Source organism: Streptomyces sp. NPDC018000 (assembly GCF_044328025.1).
In the GTDB taxonomy this organism is placed as follows: Bacteria; Actinomycetota; Actinomycetes; order Streptomycetales; family Streptomycetaceae; genus Streptomyces.
Genome location: NZ_JBIRGM010000002.1, coordinates 393,722 through 411,489, shown reverse-complemented (window position 1 = coordinate 411,489; position 17,768 = coordinate 393,722). Strand labels below are relative to the sequence as shown.

14 protein-coding genes are annotated in these 17,768 nt (G+C 69.2%); 8 read left to right on the top strand and 6 right to left on the bottom strand.

Going from position 1 to position 17,768, the window contains the following annotated elements:
• Positions 1 to 18: 18 nt before the first annotated feature.
• Together ACH4EW_RS06415 and ACH4EW_RS06410 are read right to left on the bottom strand one after the other, a co-directional pair.
• Positions 19 to 975 carry a pirin family protein gene (locus tag ACH4EW_RS06415; protein WP_398252209.1) on the bottom strand — a complete coding sequence of 319 codons (957 nt, stop codon included), beginning with the start codon at positions 973 to 975 and terminating at the stop codon, positions 19 to 21.
• 145 nt (positions 976 to 1,120) lie between these two features.
• Positions 1,121 to 1,561: an SseB family protein gene (locus ACH4EW_RS06410; RefSeq protein WP_030930244.1), complete on the bottom strand. Its 441-nt coding sequence runs from the start codon at positions 1,559 to 1,561 to the stop codon at positions 1,121 to 1,123.
• Positions 1,562 to 1,733: 172 nt separating this feature from the next.
• Between ACH4EW_RS06410 and ACH4EW_RS06405 the strand changes: the two genes are divergently transcribed.
• From ACH4EW_RS06405 to ACH4EW_RS06385, 5 genes are all read left to right on the top strand, one after another.
• On the top strand, positions 1,734 to 3,560 hold the full coding sequence (locus ACH4EW_RS06405; protein WP_398252206.1) for an acyl-CoA dehydrogenase: 1,827 nt from the start codon (positions 1,734 to 1,736) through the stop codon (positions 3,558 to 3,560).
• Between the two features lie 111 nt (positions 3,561 to 3,671).
• Positions 3,672 to 4,289: a Uma2 family endonuclease gene (locus ACH4EW_RS06400; RefSeq protein WP_398252203.1), complete on the top strand. Its 618-nt coding sequence runs from the start codon at positions 3,672 to 3,674 to the stop codon at positions 4,287 to 4,289.
• 70 nt (positions 4,290 to 4,359) lie between these two features.
• Positions 4,360 to 5,658, top strand: a complete 1,299-nt coding sequence (locus tag ACH4EW_RS06395; protein ID WP_398252200.1) for a M18 family aminopeptidase — start codon at positions 4,360 to 4,362, stop codon at positions 5,656 to 5,658.
• 154 nt (positions 5,659 to 5,812) lie between these two features.
• On the top strand, positions 5,813 to 8,614 hold the full coding sequence (locus ACH4EW_RS06390) for an AfsR/SARP family transcriptional regulator (protein ID WP_398252197.1): 2,802 nt from the start codon (positions 5,813 to 5,815) through the stop codon (positions 8,612 to 8,614).
• A gap of 174 nt (positions 8,615 to 8,788) precedes the next feature.
• Complete coding sequence (locus tag ACH4EW_RS06385; RefSeq protein WP_398252194.1) at positions 8,789 to 9,520, top strand: DUF4232 domain-containing protein; 732 nt, start codon at positions 8,789 to 8,791, stop codon at positions 9,518 to 9,520.
• Positions 9,521 to 9,629: 109 nt separating this feature from the next.
• Here ACH4EW_RS06385 and ACH4EW_RS06380 read toward each other — a convergent pair whose 3' ends face one another.
• Both ACH4EW_RS06380 and ACH4EW_RS06375 read right to left on the bottom strand, forming a co-directional pair.
• The gene (locus ACH4EW_RS06380) at positions 9,630 to 11,453 is read right to left on the bottom strand and encodes an NHL domain-containing thioredoxin family protein (protein WP_398252191.1); all 1,824 of its coding nucleotides are present in this window, start codon (positions 11,451 to 11,453) and stop codon (positions 9,630 to 9,632) included.
• A gap of 147 nt (positions 11,454 to 11,600) precedes the next feature.
• On the bottom strand, positions 11,601 to 12,401 hold the full coding sequence (locus ACH4EW_RS06375; protein WP_398252188.1) for a carbon-nitrogen family hydrolase: 801 nt from the start codon (positions 12,399 to 12,401) through the stop codon (positions 11,601 to 11,603).
• 169 nt (positions 12,402 to 12,570) lie between these two features.
• On the opposite strand from ACH4EW_RS06375, the gene ACH4EW_RS06370 reads away from it, so the two are divergent.
• On the top strand, positions 12,571 to 13,395 hold the full coding sequence (locus ACH4EW_RS06370) for a maleylpyruvate isomerase family mycothiol-dependent enzyme (protein ID WP_398252185.1): 825 nt from the start codon (positions 12,571 to 12,573) through the stop codon (positions 13,393 to 13,395).
• 80 nt (positions 13,396 to 13,475) lie between these two features.
• Here ACH4EW_RS06370 and ACH4EW_RS06365 read toward each other — a convergent pair whose 3' ends face one another.
• Both ACH4EW_RS06365 and ACH4EW_RS06360 read right to left on the bottom strand, forming a co-directional pair.
• Entirely contained in the window at positions 13,476 to 14,786 is a 1,311-nt protein-coding gene (locus tag ACH4EW_RS06365) for a nitrate/nitrite transporter (protein ID WP_398252183.1), read from the bottom strand.
• Positions 14,783 to 15,490 (bottom strand): GntR family transcriptional regulator, encoded by a 708-nt coding sequence (locus ACH4EW_RS06360; RefSeq protein ID WP_398252180.1) that lies wholly within the window; start codon positions 15,488 to 15,490, stop codon positions 14,783 to 14,785. The genes ACH4EW_RS06365 and ACH4EW_RS06360 overlap by 4 nt, the downstream gene beginning before the upstream one ends.
• Before the next feature lie 157 nt (positions 15,491 to 15,647).
• Here ACH4EW_RS06360 and ACH4EW_RS06355 point away from each other — a divergent pair, with 157 nt between their 5' ends.
• Entirely contained in the window at positions 15,648 to 16,607 is a 960-nt protein-coding gene (locus tag ACH4EW_RS06355; RefSeq protein WP_398252178.1) for a BRO family protein, read from the top strand.
• 175 nt (positions 16,608 to 16,782) lie between these two features.
• Complete coding sequence (locus tag ACH4EW_RS06350) at positions 16,783 to 17,682, top strand: D-alanyl-D-alanine carboxypeptidase family protein (RefSeq protein ID WP_398252175.1); 900 nt, start codon at positions 16,783 to 16,785, stop codon at positions 17,680 to 17,682.
• The last annotated feature ends 86 nt before the right edge of the window (positions 17,683 to 17,768 follow it).

The window sequence follows — 17,768 nt, the reverse complement described above, 5'->3', positions numbered from 1 at the left end:
ACACGCCGACGGCGGATGTCACATCCCGTGGACGGCGGGCACCGTACCGAGGCGGCCGGCCTGGAAGTCCTCGAATGCCTGCTTCAGTTCGGCCTGGCTGTTCATCACGAACGGCCCGTAGTGCGCCATCGGCTCGCGGATCGGACGGCCGCCGAGCAGGACGACCTCCAGGTCCGGCGTGTTGCCGTCCTGCTTCTCGTCCGCGCGGACGGTCAGCGAGGAACCGGTGCCGAAGACCGCGGTCTGCCCCATGTGGACGGGGCGGCGCTCCGCACCGACGGTGCCGCGCCCGGCGAGCACGTACGCGAGTCCGTTGAAGTCCTCGCGCCACGGCAGGGTCACCTCCGCGCCGGGGCGGACGGTGGCGTGGATCATCGTGATCGGGGTGTGGGTGATGCCGGGGCCCGCGTGCCCGTCGAGCTCACCGGCGATGACGCGGAGCAGCGCGCCGCCGTCCGGGGAGGCGAGGAGCTGGACCTGGCCGCCGCGGATGTCCTGGTAGCGGGGGTTCATCATCTTGTCGGCCTTGGGCAGGTTCACCCAGAGCTGGAGGCCGTGGAAGAGACCGCCCGACATGACGAGGGACTCCGGCGGGGCCTCGATGTGGAGGAGGCCGGACCCGGCCGTCATCCACTGGGTGTCGCCGTTGGTGATGGTGCCGCCACCGCCGTTGGAGTCCTGGTGGTCGAAGATGCCGTCGATGATGTAGGTGACGGTCTCGAAGCCGCGGTGGGGGTGCCACGGGGTCCCTTTCGGCTCCCCGGGCTGATACTCCACCTCGCCCATCTGATCCATCATGATGAACGGGTCGAGGTACTTGTAGTTGATCCCGGCGAACGCGCGGCGAACCGGGAAGCCCTCGCCCTCGAATCCGCTCGGCGCCGTGGTGACGGCGAGCACGGGACGGGCCTTGGCGTCGCCCGAAGCGGCGACCTTGGGCAGGGTCAGCGGGTTTTCGACGGTCACTGCGGGCATGGGAGCCACCTCCGGGGTTGTCCTGAGCTCAATTTAGTTGAATGGTGAACATCAGGCAAGGCGTCATTCATTCCCGCACCGCCCACGACAACGAGAAGGGGTCCGCACCGATCGGTGCGGACCCCTTCGGGAAGGACCTCGGGCGTCAGCCGTACATGCGGCGCATCGCGAAGTCGACCATCTGCTCCACGGCCTTGGCGTCGAAGACCATGCGGTGCTCACCCTCCATGTCGAGGACGAAGCCGTAGCCGGTCGGCAGCAGGTCGATCACCTCGGCCCCGGTGATCACGAAGTACTTGGACTCCTTGCCCGCGTACAACCGCAGCTCCTTGAGCGTGGTGAACATCGGGATCACCGGCTGCTGGGTGTTGTGCAGCGCGAGGAATCCAGGGTTGTCGCCGCGCGGGCAGTAGACCTTCGACGTCGCGAAGATCTGCTGGAAGTCCTCTGCGGACAGAGAACCCGTGGTGAAGGCCCGTACCGCATCACCGAGGGAGGGCGGCGAGGGCTCGGGATACAGCGGCTGCTCGCCGTAGCCGCCGCCCATCTGCTGCTGTGCGCCCTGGTTCTGGTCGTAGCCGTACATGCCGCAAAGAGTAATCGGACACATCAGACCCTTGAGGGGTTGCGTCTTATTACTGACGGGTAGCATCATCGGAGAGGTCAGCTGATATACGCACGCCAGCTCGTCGCCCGCCCGGCCCACACCCCGTCCCCGGGGCCCTGTGCGCCACTGCTATTGATTACGGAGCCTTCCCATGGGGCACTACAAGTCGAATCTCCGCGACATCGAGTTCAACCTCTTCGAGGTCCTCGGGCGCGACAAGCTGTACGGCACCGGACCGTTCGCGGAGATGGACGTCGAGACCGCGAAGAGCATCCTCGACGAGGTCAACCGCCTCGCCGAGAACGAGCTCGCCGACTCGTTCGCCGACGCCGACCGCAACCCGCCGGTCTTCGACCCGGAGACCAACACCGCACCGGTCCCGGCCTCCTTCAAGAAGTCCTACCAGGCCTTCATGGACTCCGAGTACTGGCGTCTGGGCCTGCCCGAGGAGATCGGCGGCACCACCTCCCCGCGCTCCCTGATCTGGTCCTACGCGGAGCTGCTGCTCGGCTCGAACCCGGCCATCTGGATGTACTCCTCCGGCCCGGCCTTCGCCGGCATCCTCTTCGACGAGGGCAACGAGGCTCAGAAGAAGATCGCCGAGATCGCCGTCGAGAAGCAGTGGGGCTCGACGATGGTGCTGACCGAGCCGGACGCCGGTTCGGACGTCGGCGCGGGCCGCACGAAGGCCGTCGAGCAGGAGGACGGCTCCTGGCACATCGAGGGCGTGAAGCGCTTCATCACCTCGGGCGAGCACGACATGTCCGAGAACATCATCCACTACGTGCTGGCCCGCCCCGAGGGCGCAGGCCCCGGCACGAAGGGCCTCTCGCTCTTCATGGTCCCGAAGTTCCACTTCGACTGGACCACCGGCGAACTGGGCGAGCGCAACGGCGTGTATGCGACGAACGTCGAGCACAAGATGGGCCTCAAGGCGTCCAACACCTGCGAGATGACGTTCGGCGACCAGCACCCCGCCAAGGGCTGGCTGATCGGTGACAAGCACGACGGCATCCGCCAGATGTTCCGCATCATCGAGTTCGCCCGCATGATGGTCGGCACGAAGGCCATCGCGACCCTGTCGACCGGCTACCTGAACGCACTGGAGTACGCCAAGGAGCGCGTCCAGGGCAGCGACCTGTCGCAGTTCATGGACAAGACCGCCCCCAAGGTCACCATCACGCACCACCCCGACGTGCGCCGCTCGCTCATGACGCAGAAGGCGTACGCGGAGGGCATGCGCTCCCTCGTGCTGTACACCGCCTCCGTCCAGGACGCGATCCAGGAGAAGGAGGCCGCAGGCGAGGACGCCAAGGCGCTGCACGGCCTCAACGACCTGCTGCTCCCGATCGTGAAGGGCTACGGCTCCGAGAAGTCGTACGAACAGCTGGCGCAGTCGCTCCAGACGTTCGGCGGCTCCGGGTACCTCCAGGAGTACCCGATCGAGCAGTACATCCGTGACGCCAAGATCGACACGCTGTACGAAGGCACGACGGCGATCCAGGGCCAGGACTTCTTCTTCCGGAAGATCGTCCGCGACCAGGGTGCCTCGCTGAACGCCCTCTCCGAGAAGATCAAGAAGTTCCTCGCCGGCGCCCAGGGCAACGAGGAGCTGGCCGGTGCGCTGGACTCCCTCGCCAAGGCGGCCGTGGACCTGGAGGCGATCGTCGGCACGATGATCACCGACCTCACCGCGACCGGCGAGGACGTCAAGAACATCTACAAGGTCGGCCTGAACACCACCCGCCTGCTGATGGCCTCCGGCGATGTCGTCGTCGGCTACCTGCTGCTCAAGGGCGCGGCCGTCGCGGCCGAGAAGCTGCGAGACGCCTCCGCGAAGGATGTCGCCTTCTACCAGGGCAAGATCGCCGCCGCGAAGTTCTTCGCCACGAATGTGCTGCCGGGCGTCTCCACCGAGCGCGCGCTCGCCGAGTCCGTCGACAACTCGCTGATGGAGCTGGACGAGGCCGCGTTCTAGCCTCCGGCCCCGCTCACGATCGTCAACACGCACCGTCACCCGGACACGCTTTCGGGTGGCGGTGCTGTCGTATCAGCTGGGTACGCTGAGTGCAGGCCGAGAATCCCGTTCATGGGAGGAACCATGACTGCCGAGGCACTGCCCGAAGCGGCGCGGCGCGACGATTCCATCTGGCCGGTCCCGCCGCCGGACGGCTACATCGCGGACGATCTGTTCACGCTTGACGACCTCCCGCCGCATACGGAGCTGATCGACGGGAGCCTGGTTTTCGTGAGTCCGCAGCGAAAGTTCCACACGCTGGCGATGTATCTGCTGGAACAGGGGCTGCGCAGCCACGTTCCCACCGATCTGCGCGTACGCCGCGAAATGGCCGTCGTGCTCGGCAAGCGCAACGTCCCGGAACCCGACCTCGTCGTGGTGACGGCCGAAGCGGACGGGGACCAGCACCAGACCCGCTACCAGGCCGCCGACATCCTGCTCGCCGTCGAGGTCGTCTCCCCCGACTCCGAGGCCAGGGACCGCGACACCAAGCCGCACAAGTACGCGGGGGCAGGCATCCCGAATTTCTGGCTCGTCGAGATGAACAAGAACGGCCGGCCCGTGGTCTGGACGTATCAGCTGGACCCGGTCAACAAGAAGTACGTCTCCACCGGCGTCCACCACGACCGGCTGAAGGTCTCCGCCCCGTACGACGTCGACATCGACCTGACCGCCATCGACGAGCTGTAGGCCCGGTCGGTGCGGCGGCGCCGCGGAGACCGGGCAATCCGGCCGGTGCGGCCTCGTTACAGTGAAGAACATGAGTTCCTCGCTCCGCTTCGACCGCGGTCACACCGACGATCTGATGGCCTTCCTGATGGCCTCCCCCTCCCCGTACCACGCCGTGGCCACCGCGGCCGAGCGGCTGGAGAAGGCCGGATTCCGACAGGTCGAGGAGACCGCGGCCTGGGACGGCACCAGCGGGGGGAAGTACGTCCTGCGCGGCGGTGCGATCGTGGCCTGGTACGTGCCGGAGGGCGCCGCGGCGCACACCCCGTACCGGATCGTCGGGGCGCACACCGACTCGCCGAATCTGCGGGTCAAGCCGCTCCCGGACACCGGGGCGTACGGCTGGCGGCAGGTCGCGGTGGAGATCTACGGCGGGACGCTCCTCAACACCTGGCTCGACCGGGACCTCGGTCTCGCCGGCCGCATCTCGCTGCGCGATGGCACGCACCGGCTGGTGAACATCGACCGGCCGCTCCTGCGCGTGCCGCAGCTGGCCGTGCACCTGGACCGGTCGTCCAACACCGACGGTCTGAAGCTCGACCGGCAGAAGCACATGCAGCCGATCTGGGGGCTCGGGGCCGTCGAGGAGGGCGACCTGATCCGCTTCGTTGCGGAGGAAGCGGGCGTCGACGCCGAGGACGTGACCGGCTGGGACCTGATGCCGCACCCCGTCGAGCCGCCCGCCTATCTGGGCCGGGACAGCGAGCTGCTGGCCGGGCCCAGGATGGACAACCTGCTGTCCGTGCACGCGGCGACCGCCGCGCTGGCCGCCGTCGCCGGACAGCCGGACTCCGAGCTTCCGTACATCCCGGTGATGGCCGCCTTCGACCACGAGGAGAACGGCTCGCAGTCCGACACCGGCGCCGACGGGCCGCTGCTCGGCACAGTTCTGGAACGCTCCGTCTTCGCCCGCGGCGGTGCGTACGAGGACCGCGCCCGGGCCTTCGCCGGAACCGTCTGCCTCTCCTCGGACACCGGGCACGCGATCCACCCCAACTACGCCGAGCGCCACGACCCGACCCACCACCCGATGGTCAACGGCGGACCGATCCTCAAGGTCAACGTCAATATGCGGTACGCGACCGACGGCGGCGGCCGGGCCGTGTTCGCGGCGGCGTGCCAGAAGGCGGACGTGCCCTGGCAGACGTTCGTCTCCAACAACTCGATGCCGTGCGGCACCACGATCGGCCCGATCACCGCCGCCCGTCACGGCATTCAGACCGTGGACATCGGCGTCGCGATCCTGTCGATGCACAGCGCCCGTGAACTGTGCGGCGCGGACGACCCGTATCTGCTGGCGAACGCGCTGGCGGCGTTCCTGGCGGGCTGAGAGCCCGTGGGGTGGGAGCGCCCGGCTCCCACCCCCGGCCGCGCTCCGCGAACTGGCCAGTAACCCTTCGTCGGCCCGGCGGAACCCCCCGATATTCTGGGACTTTGCCCGTGCCCCCACGCCGGGCGCACCTCGCCCGGAAGGGAAGCCGTACGTGGAGTTCCGGCTGCTCGGCACCGTCTCCGTCGACACGCGCACCGGGCCGCTGCCTCTCGGTCCCGCCAAACGCCGCAGCCTGCTCGCCGCGTTGCTGCTGTCCGCCAACACACCCGTGTCCATGGCCCGGTTGACGGACTCCCTGTGGGACGACGCACCGCCGCTGCACGCCCGCAGCGTCATCCAGGGGCACGTGTCGCAGCTGCGCTCCCTCCTGGTCGGCGCGGACGCGAAAGTCTACGGGGTGGAACTGGTCACGCTCGGCAACGCGTATGTGCTGCGCGTACCGGAAACCCTGCTGGACTCGCAGCGGTTCGAGGAGTTGCTGGTACTGGCTCGGGAACAGCGCAGCCCCGCTGACGCCGTACTGATGCTCAAGGAGGCCCTGTCCCTGTGGCAGGGCCCGGCGCTCACCGGCGCGTTCGCCGGGCCGCCGCTCCAGGCCGCCGCTCACTCGCTGGAGGAGTCGCGGCTGGCGGCGGTCGAGCAACTGGCGCGGGCCTACGCGGCGCTGGGGGAACACAGCCGGGCCGCTGCGATGCTGCGGGCGGAAGCGATCGCGCATCCGATGCGGGAGTCGCTGGCGGCGGCCCTGATGACGGCGCTGTACCGGGCGGGGCGTCAGTCGGAGGCACTGGACTGGTTCCACCGCACGAGGCGACTGCTCGCCGACGAGCTGGGAATCGACCCTGGGCACGAACTCGCCGACGCGTACGCACTGATCCTGCGCGGCGCCCCCGGGCCGGACACACGGACCGAACCGGCCGCCCCCTCGGACGCCTCGCCCGGCACCACGGAGGCCGGGGCGGGAACCGGCACCGACAGCGCCCCCGGCCCGCCGTCGCCCCGCCCCCTCCCCCTGCCACCCCTCGGCGGCGAGCCGCACCCCACCGATCTGCTGCCCCGCGCACCCCGCGGCTTCCACGGGCGGGGCGCCGAACTGGCCGCACTCACCCGGGCCGCGGCCGGCGAGGCGCCCGTCTGTCTGGTCACCGGACCGGCCGGAGTGGGAAAGACCGCGCTGGCCCTCCAGTGGGCGCACCGCAACCCCGCCGCCTTCCCGGACGGACGGCTCTTCGCCGACCTGCGCGGCTTCAGTGACACCGGTGAGCCCGCGCCCATCGAAGTGCTGCGTGAGTTCCTGCTGGCGATGGGCGTCGCACCGCGCCGTGTCCCCGAGTCCGTCCCCGCCGCAGCGGCGCTCTTCCGGTCCCTGACCGACCGGCGCAGGCTGCTCGTCGTCCTCGACAACGCCCGCGACTCCGCCACGGTCAGGCCACTGCTGCCGGGCGGTACCGACTGCGTCACGCTGGTCACCAGCCGGCACCGGCTGGAAGGCCTCATCGCCTCGGACGCGGCCCGTCCCGTCCCGCTCGACGTACTCGAACCGCAGGACGGCACGGCCCTGCTGGCCGGTGTCCTCGGCGAGGAACGAGTCCTCGGCGAACCGGTGGCGGCCCGTCGGCTCGCCGAGCTCTGCGGAGGTCTGCCGCTCGCTCTGCGCGTCACCGCGGCCCGGCTGGCAGGGCGTCCGCAGTGGACGCTGGCCGGACTGGCCGACGAACTCGCCGACGAACGCAGCAGGCTGGCGTACCTCGACGTGGACGACACCGGTGTCTCGGCCGCGCTGCGGCTGACCGTGCAGCAGCTTCCGCCGGACGCCGTCCACCAGTTCGCCCGGCTCGGCCACCACCCCGGCAGTCACTTCGACCCGTACACGGCCGCCGCACTCGCCGGCACGGACCCTGCCGTCGCGGCAGCGGCGCTGGAACGGCTCGCCACCGCCCACCTCGTCACCGAGAGGGCACCCGGGCGCTGGGTGCTGCACGATCTGGTACGCCTCTACGCCCGCGGTCTGGACCCCGCGTCCGGGCCCGAGGCCCTCATCAATGTCCTCGACCACTACATCGCCACCGCGCTCGCCGCCGCCGACACGGCCGAACCCGGCGGTGAGCCCTGCTTCGTCCTGCCGGACGACTACCACCGCCCCGCCGCCACAAGGGACTTCACCGACCGGGCGGCGGCGATGCGCTGGCTGGCCGCCGAACGCGACGACCTGGCTCTGGCCGCCGTCGCGGCCCGGGCCGCCGGGCTCGACGACCGGGCCTGGCGGATCATTCTGCTCCAGTGGCCGCAGGTGGTGTGGCGGGCACGGGACAGCTGGGCACCACTGCTGGAACTGGCGCTGGACTCCGCCCGCACCGAGAGCGATCCGTATGCCGAGTCGCGGGTGATCAATCTGCTGGGCTGGGTGCTGGCCGAGGAGGGCAGGACCGCCGAGGCCGTCACCCTGCTGGAGCGTTCGCCGGGCCTCGCCCGGCAGGCCGGTGACCGGCTCGGCGAGGCGACCGCGCTGATCAACCTGGCTGTCGTCCAAGCCGAAGCGGGCGGGCTCGACATGGCGCTGGAAGGCTGCGGACGGGCCGTCGACCTGGCCCACGAGGAACGCGACGCGCACACCGAGATGCTCGCGCTGCAGCACCTCGCCCGGATGCAGCTCACCGCGAACCGGCCGCAGGACGCCCTCGACTCCGCCCGGACGGCGCTGGACCTCGGGCCCGAGCACGAGGAGGTCGCACGCCGGGTGCTGCTGCTGACCACCAGTGGCCAGGCCCGTCTGGCGCTCGGCGACGAGAGCGAAGGTATCCGGCTGCTGGACCGGGCGGCCGGGGAGGCGGAGCGCGCCGGTTACGACGAGGGAGCGGTACGGGCCCTCGAAGCGTTGTTGCGGGTGACGGCGCGGACGGAGTACCGCAAACGGTACGAAGAAGCGGTCCGGCGGCTCACCGACGACGGCTGAGAGCCGCACGCCCGTGCGATGACGTGAGAGTGACGGTCCCGGACGTCAGCGGGACGTCAGCGGGACGTCAGCAGAACATGAGCGGCGGACCCAAGAATCATGAATGTCAGCAGGTCAGGGGCGCTCGCCACACGACCAGCCGTTCGCCGCACCGTCTCACTCGGGGGAAATTCCATGAGCACTCTCCGCAACCGCACCACCGTCCTCGCCGCCGCGACCACCGCGGTGCTCGCCCTGGCTCTCACCGCCTGCGGCGGGGACGGCACCGGTACGAAGTCCGCCGGCCCGGCGAGCGGCGCCTCGAAGGAAGCCTCCCAGCCCGCCACCGACGCGACGACCGCGAAGACCGACGGTGCCGCGCAGAACACCGAAGCCACGAAGACGGGCACTTCGAAGACCGGCACGTCGAACGGCAGCACCAAGACGGGCGGGGACACCAGCGACAGCTACGCCTACAAGCACCCGTGCAAGAGCGGGGACCTGTCGGTGCGCGTGTATCCCCGCGAGGGTTCGGCCACCCAGCACGTGATCGAGGTCAACAACGTCGGCGCGAACTCCTGCGGCCTGAGCTACTTCCCGCGGGTCAGCCTGGGCGCCGCGAAGGCCTCGGACCACAGCGGGGACATCCAGCCGGCGGTTCCCGGCGGCCTGGGCGGCGCACCGGCCTACCCGGTCAAGCCGAAGACGGCCGCCATCGCGGTGATCGACCTCAACCCGAAGGGCGGCGACGGCATGACCTGGATCAACGAGATGAGCGTTCTCGCCGACGGCGACCACATGGCCAACGCGGACACGCAGAACTTCGACCTCGGGCCCGCTGTCAAGGTGCTCGACCCGAAGCTGGGCCTGTACGAGAGCACGGTTGCCGCCGCGGTGAACTCCATGAAGCAGGCGGCCACCTCCTGACCTGCTGAGCCAGGCCGTACGCCGCGCCCCGCGGGGCGCGGCCCCTCCCCTCGCCGCAGACCCCGCACCGGGCACGGAAGCCCCTCCGTATCCAGGGCTCCGCGCGCCGTCAGGCCTGCTCGTCCATCCCTGCCAGCACCAGCGGCAGCCGGGGCGTTCCCTCCGCACTCACGCGGACGGGGACGCCCCAGTCCTGTTGGTGGACATGGCAGGCCGGGTACTCGTTCGCAGGGTCGTCGTCGCAGGACGCCGCCATCGCGGACACATGCAGGACCCCCTCGGTGATGCCGTCGGCCAGGACCAGATCGCGGAACAGGTCGGTACCGGGGCCCGAGCCCTCCGCCAGCAGTTCGGGCGGGGTCGACGAGACCAGCAGCCGGGTCGAGGGACCGTACCGGGTGTCCAGCTTCTGCCCGGCGGGAGCCTGGAAGACCACATCGAGGCGGAGCGCGCCCGGGGCGATCTCGGTGGCCGCGCGCTGCGTGTGGTGCGCCCGATCGACGACACGTACGGCCTCCTCCGGGAGCCGCAGCCGGGTCAGCCGGTGCCGGGCCGACTCGACGACCACGAGATCGCCTTCGACCAGCACGGCGTCGCTGGGCTCACGCAGATCCGTGGCCAGGGTGGTGACCTCACCGCTCGCGGGGTCGTAGCGCCGCAGCGCGTGGTTGTACGTGTCGCAGACGGCGACGGACCCGTCGGGCAGCGCTGTCACGCCCAGCGGGTGCTGAAACAGCGCCTGCTCCGCTCCGCCATCGCGGTGTCCGAAGTCGAAGAGGCCGGTGCCGACGGCCGTACGGACGGCAAAGCCGGTGCCGTCGCGCTCGACGTACCGCAGGGCGGACGTCTCCGAGTCGGCGACCCAGAGCCGCTCCCCGTCGGCCGACGTGGCAAGCCCCGATGGCTGGGCGAACCAGGCCTCGTCGGCCGGCCCGTCGACCAGGCCCTCGTTGGTCGTACCCGCCGCGACCTGCACGGTCTGTGTCGCGGGGTCGTACGTCCACAGCTGGTGCACCCCCGCCATGGCGATCCACAGCCGGTCCGCGAACCAGGCGACGTCCCAGGGGGAGGAGAGGTCGACCTCCCGTGCCGGACCGCTCGTCGGCGAGCCCTGCCACCACTGGCGGCCGGTACCGGCGAGGGTCGTCGTCACCCCAGTGGTGAGCTCGAGGGCGCGGATGGCGTGGTTGACGGTGTCGGCGACCGCGATCCGGCCGTCGGGCAGCACGGCCAGCCCCTGCGGCTCGGAGAACCGGACCTCGTCGGGCCCGCCGTCCGCGAACCCCCTGTCCCCCGTGCCGACATGGCGGCGAACCCCTTCGCTGTCACGTTCGATCTCGACCAGGCGGTGACGGGTGGTGTCGGAGACGAGGAAGCCGCCGTCGGGCAGGAGCAGGGCCTTGCCGGGGAAACGCAGATGCGTGGCGACCGGCTCGGGCGCGACGTAGGGGCCGTCACCGCGGCGCAGCGTGCCCTTCGCGCCGTGCTCGGCCTCCAGCTCCTCGACCAGCTTCTCGATGGCGTGCGCATGGCCCTCGCCCGCGTGCTGGGCGACGACATAGCCCTCGGGGTCGATCACGACCAGCGTGGGCCAAGCCCGTACGGCGTACTGCTTCCAGGTCGCCAGTTCCGGGTCGTCGAGAACAGGGTGGTGGACCTCGTACCGCTCGACGGCGTCGACGACTGCCTGGTGCTCGGCCTCGTGGACGAACTTCGGCGAGTGCACACCGACGATCACCACGGTGTCGCGGTGCTTCTCCTCCAGCTCTCGCAGCTCATCGAGGACGTGCAGGCAGTTCACACAGCAGAAGGTCCAGAAATCCAGAACCAATATGCGACCTCGGAAGTCCGCGAGGGACAATTCCTTGCCGCCAGTATTGATCCAGGCTCGGCCTTGCAGCTCAGGGGCACGGACACGGGCACGCTTCTTCATGCCGTCCAGGGTGCCATTCACAGCCGGGCGGTCGTACAGGAGGACGCCGATGTGGCACCGCTGCTCATCGCTGTATCGGTGTGCGTCATCGCGCTCGCGGACAAGGAGCAGCAGGGCTGGCCCCGGCGCGTTTCACGTGAAACGTGGCTACTTGCCCATCTCTGGCGGAGCCAGCCCGAGCCGCCGGTCCTTGAGCGCCGGGAATTGCTCGCGCGTGGCGGCAACCTTCGACGGGTCGAACTCCACGGTGAGCACCTCCTCGTCCGCGCCCGCCTCAGCAAGCACCTCACCCCAGGGGTCGACGACGATGCTGTGTCCGGCCTGCTGGATTCCGGCGTGGGTGCCCGCGGTGCCGACGGCCAGGACGTACGACTGGTTCTCGACGGCGCGGGCCTGGGCCAGCAGCGTCCAGTGGGCACGGCGACGCTCCGGCCAGCCCGCCGCGACGATCAGCGTCTCGGCGCCCGCGTCGACCAGGCCACGGAACATTTCCGGGAAGCGCAGGTCGTAACAGGTGGCGAGACCCAGGGTGGTCTGCGCCAGGGCGACCGTGACCAGCTCCTCGCCGGCGCCCATCATGACCGCCTCGCCGGTGTCGAAGCCGAAGCGGTGGATCTTGCGGTAGGCGGCAGCCCGCTCGCCCTCGGGGGTGAAGACGAGCGCGGTGTTGTAGAGGGTGCCGTCGGCCGCGCGCTCGACGAAGGAGCCCGCGTGCAGCCAGACCCCGGCATCGGCCGCGGCCTTCGCCATGATGTCGTGGGTGGGCCCCTGGAGCGGCTCGGCCTCGTCCTCGAAGGCGGTGTACGCGAACGCGCCGACCGGCCAGAGTTCGGGAAGAACCACCAGATCCGCACCGCGTTGGGCCGCAATCAGCGAGGCCGCGCGTTCCCTACGGGAATTGACGGATTCGTCCGGGTCTACTGCGATCTGGATGAGGGAGGCGCGCACACTACCACCGTCCTGGCATTCGAGCCGTCAACACGGCCTACGATCGTCACACGAAAGCACTGCCGGGGTGCCTGCTCGCAGCGTAACTTAGCGATCGAACCTCCCACGCAGCCCGCCGCCCGCGCCCAGCACTCCAGCCCATGCACCGCAGAACCGCACGAGGGGTCCCGTGACCGTCCATCCCAGCCTTCAGACCTACGCCGATGCCTGGACCCACTCCATCGAGTCGATTGCCGAACTGGTGAAGCCGCTCGCCGAGGGAGACTGGAACCGCCGTACGCCGTGCCCCGCCTGGTCGGTGCGTGACATCGTCTCGCACATCATCGGCATGGAGTGCGAGCAGCTCGGCGACCCGCGCCCGATCCACAGCCTGCCGCGCGACCTCTACCACGTGCAGAACGACTTCGCCCGCTACATGGAGATGCAGGTCGATGTGCGGCGCCACCATACGGCGCTGGAGATGACCTCCGAGCTGGAGTACACGATCATTCGCCGCGCACGTCAGCTGCGCAACGAATCACGTGACCCCGAGACCATGGTCCGGGCGCCGCTCGGCGCCGAGCAGACCCTTGAACTGGCACTGCGGATGCGGGTCTTCGACGTCTGGGTGCACGAGCAGGATCTGCGCATGACCCTGGGCCGGCCCGGCAATCTTGACTCCCCCGGCGCCACCATCGTCCGGGACACGCTGCTCCACGGGCTGCCGAAGGTCGTCGCCAAGGACGCGGGGGCGCCGCCCAACTCGGCGATCGTGATCGATGTGCACGGGGAGCTGGAGTTCCTGCGCACCGTCAGGGTCGACGCGGAGGGCCGCGGTTCGGTGGACGGTTCACCGTCCCTCGGCCCCGCGGTGACGCTGGCGATGGACTGGGAGACGTACTACCGCCTCGCCTGCGGGCGGGTGCGCGCGGGGGCGGTCGCAGACCGGATCAAGGCCGAGGGCGATCAGGAACTGGCAGAGGCGATCCTGCGGAACTTCGCCGTGACGCCGTAGCGCCCCAGCGCCGCACCACCGTGGCCGGCGGCGCCCGTCGTGCGGGGACGGGCTCGCCGCCGATCCGGCGCGACAGCGCGTTACGCCGGTACGTGCACGGCTTCCACGCGGCTGATCACATGGTGGTCCCGCTCACGGTGGGTGGCCCGCGAGTACAGCCGCAGAATCTGTACGACGCCGAGCGCCTCCAGCACGAAGACCGAGGCGAACGCGATCCGGTAGTTGTCGCCGGTCGCGTCCAGCAGCACGCCTACGGCGAACAGGGTGGTCATCGAGGCGATGAAGCCTCCCATGTTCACGATGCCCGAGGCGGTGCCCTGGCGCTCGGGCGGGTTGGCGGGCCGTGCGAAGTCGAAGCCGATCATCGAGGCGGGACCGCACGCGCCGAGCACCACACACAGGACGATCAGCAGCCACATCGGTGCATGGTCGCCCGGGTAGAAGATGGTCGACGCCCAGAGCAGCGCCGTCACCGTGACGGTCCCGAGGGCCAGCGGGGCGCGGGCCGCGTGGTGGCGGGCGATGATCTGCCCGTAGACCAACCCGAACGCCATGTTGGAGAGCACCACCAGGGTGAGCAGCTCACCGGCCGTGGACCGGCTCAGCCCCTGCGCCTCCACCAGGAACGGCAGCCCCCACAGCAGCAGGAACACCATCGCCGGGAACTGCGTGGTGAAGTGCACCCACATACCGAGCCGGGTGCCGGGCTCGCGCCAGGAGGCGGCGATCTGCTTGCGGACGTAGGCGGCGCCCGCGTGCTCGACGGGCGGCGGCTCGTGGCCGTCGGGGTGGTCCTTCAGGAACAGCAGAACAAGTACGAGGACGACAACACCGGCGGCGGAGCTGCCCACGAAGGTGGTGGTCCAGCCGAATTCGTGCAGGGCCGGCGCGATGAAGAGCGTCGAGACGAGGTTGCCCGCCATCCCGAAGAGCGCGGCGACCTGCCCGATCAGCGGACCGCGCCGGGCCGGGAACCAGCGGGCACCGAGCCGCAGCACGCTGATGAACGTCATCGCGTCGCCACAGCCGAGCAGCGCCCTGGACGCCAGCGCCATGCCGTACGAGGGGGAGAGCGCGAAACCGAGCTGCCCCAGGGTGAACAGAACGGCCCCGAGGGTGAGGACCTTCTTTGTGCCGAGCCGGTCGACCATCAAGCCGACAGGTATCTGCATGCCCGCGTAGACGAGCAGCTGAAGAATGGAGAACGTGGAGAGCGCGGAGGCGTTGACGTGGAACCGGTCGGCGGCGTCGAGTCCGGCAACGCCCAGGCTGGTGCGGAAGATGATGGCGACGAAGTAGACGGCGACACCGGTGCCCCAGACCAGCACGGCACGCCGGCCGCCGGGTGGATCTCCGGGCAGGGACAGGGTGGGAGCAGCGGCAGAACTCACCGGTCCTCACCCCTGACCAGCACCTTGACCCGGCTGACATGACGCCGCACGACCTGTGCGGCACCGTCCGCGTCACCCGACCTGATCGCCTCCAGCAGCTCACCGTGCTCGGTGATGTTGGCCGCGATCCTGCCCGGGTGCGCCTCCATCACGGCAACACCCATCCGCAGCTGCCGGTCGCGCAGCTGGTCGTAGAGGCGCGAGAGAATGTCGTTGCCCGCGTTGCGCACGATCTCGGCATGGAAGCACCGGTCCTTCACGGAGACGGCGGCCAGATCCCCGGCCTCGGCCAACTGCCGCTGCTCCTCAAGAAGTTCTTCGAGCCGTCCGATCAACTGCGCGGAGGCGGGCACGGCCTTGCGGACCGCGAACTCCTCGACGAGCAGCCGGGTCTCCACCACATCGGCGATCTCCTGTGCGGAGACGGCGAGAACGAGAGCGCCCTTCTTCGGATACAGCTTGATCAGCCCCTCGACCTCCAGCCGCAGCAGTGCTTCACGCACGGGCGTACGGGAGACCCCGACGGCCTGGGCGAGATCGCCTTCGGTGAGGAGCGTGCCGCCCTCGTAGCGGCGGTCCAGGACCGCCCCCTTGATATGGGCGTAGACGCGCTCGGCGGCGGGGGGCTGCTTGACGGGGGACTTCACGGTCGACTTCGCGGCGGAGTTCGCAGGGGGCTTCACGACAGGGGGTGCGGCAGGCATGCACACAGCATAGATACAACATGCGTACATACGCTTCGCTCATCCGGAATGCGGACAAGCCAAACCTCAAGAGCCCTCCCCGTAGTGATGAACATTTTTGCTTCCGGTGGCACATTCGATTTGCTCCGCTTTACGTTCCGTCACGGAGGTGGTTCGGATGACCACGGAGAACACACCGGACGCGGCCGACGGGGCGGGGCGGACACCCGCACGGCATGACGCGATCGACATCAACGACTTCGTGTACGGAGCGACAGGGGCCCGGGTCCGGCGGCTGACCATGCCGGACGGGAAGCACTGGTTTCCGGCGGTGGACGTGTGCAGGCAGTTGGGATACGCCAACTCACGAAAGGCGATCAATGACCACGTGCCCAAGAGCCATCAGAACTTTCTCGAGACTGTAACTGGAGGATATGGTCTCAGCGTTCCCGCAGGTAGAGAGTGGCGTCGAGACCTGCAAGTCATCGATCTCCGGGGACTGATCCACCTCGTCAACGGCTGCACGAAGCTCTCGTGCCGACCGTTCAAGGAGTGGGTCGTCGACGTCATCATCGCGGTCCAGCGGGACGGCAGTTACAGTCTCAATAACCCTCGACCGACCGACTCGGAACCGGCTTCGACCGCGCCCGCCGTCGTCCACGCACTGCCGGCTCAGGTCGCCGACGCGATCGTCCGACTCGAAGAGCGGAACATCAGGCTGGACGAGCAGTTCGCAGCCGCACAGCACGAGACGCTCCTCGCACAGCGGGCCACGGCACGCGCGCTGGAACGGATCGCCGACCGCCTCGACACCCTGTTCGCCGACGGCTCCGCCCTGGTCCCGCCCGCGACCGTCGTACCCGCGCAACCGGTACGCCCCACCGCCGAGGCCGTCCTCGACGACTGGAGGTCACGCATGTCCGTGACGGAGGACGTCTGGGCGGTCGCCGCCACCATCGCCCCCGTACTGGCCGCGGAGGGCGAGCTGTCCCAGTCCCTGGAGTCCATCGCCGACCGCACGGGCCTCACGGTGCACCGGGTGAACGAGTGCCTGCGGTTCATGCGCAAGCACGCCTGCATCCGCTCCCGGGGCGGCACGGTGGACGGGGCCCCGGTCTATGTCCTGAACCATCCGTAGCGGGGGCGTGGCGTGACCGCGCCACCGCAACCGCACTTCTGACACCACCCGAGCCATCTGAGAACGCCCCGAAAACACCCCGGAAATCGGTACATCCATTCACCCACCCCGTGAGTCTCATCACCGAGCGGCACCCTCATGTGGCCGCATTCCAGGGGCATTTGGAGCGTTCAAGTTGAAAATCGGCATTAAGGACATAAACCGCGTTTCCGCCACTGCCACCGTGGCCCTCACCGCGAGTGCCGTCATCTCGGGCAGCGTATTTGCCTCCACTGCGCAGGCTGCCACGCTGCCCACCCCCACGATCACCGCCAAGGGCGGTTACGTGATGAACAACGGGACCGCGAAGACCCTGTACAGCAAGGCCGCGGACACCCGTCGCTCCACCGGCTCCACCACCAAGATCATGACCGCCAAGGTCGTTCTGTCGCAGAAGAACCTCAACCTGGATTCCAAGGTCACGATCCAGAAGGCGTACAGCGACTACATCGTCTCCAAGGGTGCCTCGTCGGCCCGCCTCATCGTGGGCGACAAGGTCACCGTCCGCCAGCTGCTGTACGGCCTGATGCTGCCGTCCGGCTGCGACGCCGCGTACGCACTGGCCGACAAGTTCGGCTCCGGCACCACCCGCGCGGCCCGTGTGAAGTCGTTCATCGGCAAGATGAACGCCCAGGCCAAGTCCCTCGGGCTGAAGAACACCCACTTCGACTCGTTCGACGGCATAGGGAACGGCTCGAACTACTCGACGCCGCGCGACCTGACGAAGATCGCCAGCAGCGCGATGAAGAGCTCCACGTTCCGCACGATCGTGAAGACCAAGTCGACCAAGCAGAAGGTCACCACGAAGTCCGGCGGCTACCGCTACATGTCGTGGTCCAACACCAACGCGATGCTCAGCAGCTACAGCGGTGCGATCGGAGTGAAGACCGGTTCCGGCCCGACGGCCAAGTACTGCCTGGTCTTCGCCGCGACCCGCAACGGCAAGACGGTCATCGGCACCGTGCTGTCCTCCACGAGCGCGACCACCCGGACCTCTGACATGAAGAAGATCATGGACTACAGCTTCAAGAAGTAGTCCCGCCGGCCACGGCAGCACACCACAACAGAGGGGCTCCGCACCACGCGGGGCCCCTCTCGCTGTCACGTGGCCTCTCCGGCCTG

What these genes read in the sequence shown, in the direction of transcription:
- ACH4EW_RS06415 (WP_398252209.1), bottom strand. Translation starts at nt 975, where the DNA reads ATGCCCGCAGTGACCGTCGAAAACCCGCTGACCCTGCCCAAGGTCGCC.
- ACH4EW_RS06410 (WP_030930244.1), bottom strand. Translation starts at nt 1,561, where the DNA reads ATGTACGGCTACGACCAGAACCAGGGCGCACAGCAGCAGATGGGCGGC.
- ACH4EW_RS06405 (WP_398252206.1), top strand. Translation starts at nt 1,734, where the DNA reads ATGGGGCACTACAAGTCGAATCTCCGCGACATCGAGTTCAACCTCTTC.
- ACH4EW_RS06400 (WP_398252203.1), top strand. Translation starts at nt 3,672, where the DNA reads ATGGGAGGAACCATGACTGCCGAGGCACTGCCCGAAGCGGCGCGGCGC.
- ACH4EW_RS06395 (WP_398252200.1), top strand. Translation starts at nt 4,360, where the DNA reads ATGAGTTCCTCGCTCCGCTTCGACCGCGGTCACACCGACGATCTGATG.
- ACH4EW_RS06385 (WP_398252194.1), top strand. Translation starts at nt 8,789, where the DNA reads ATGAGCACTCTCCGCAACCGCACCACCGTCCTCGCCGCCGCGACCACC.
- ACH4EW_RS06380 (WP_398252191.1), bottom strand. Translation starts at nt 11,453, where the DNA reads ATGAAGAAGCGTGCCCGTGTCCGTGCCCCTGAGCTGCAAGGCCGAGCC.
- ACH4EW_RS06360 (WP_398252180.1), bottom strand. Translation starts at nt 15,490, where the DNA reads ATGCCTGCCGCACCCCCTGTCGTGAAGCCCCCTGCGAACTCCGCCGCG.
- ACH4EW_RS06355 (WP_398252178.1), top strand. Translation starts at nt 15,648, where the DNA reads ATGACCACGGAGAACACACCGGACGCGGCCGACGGGGCGGGGCGGACA.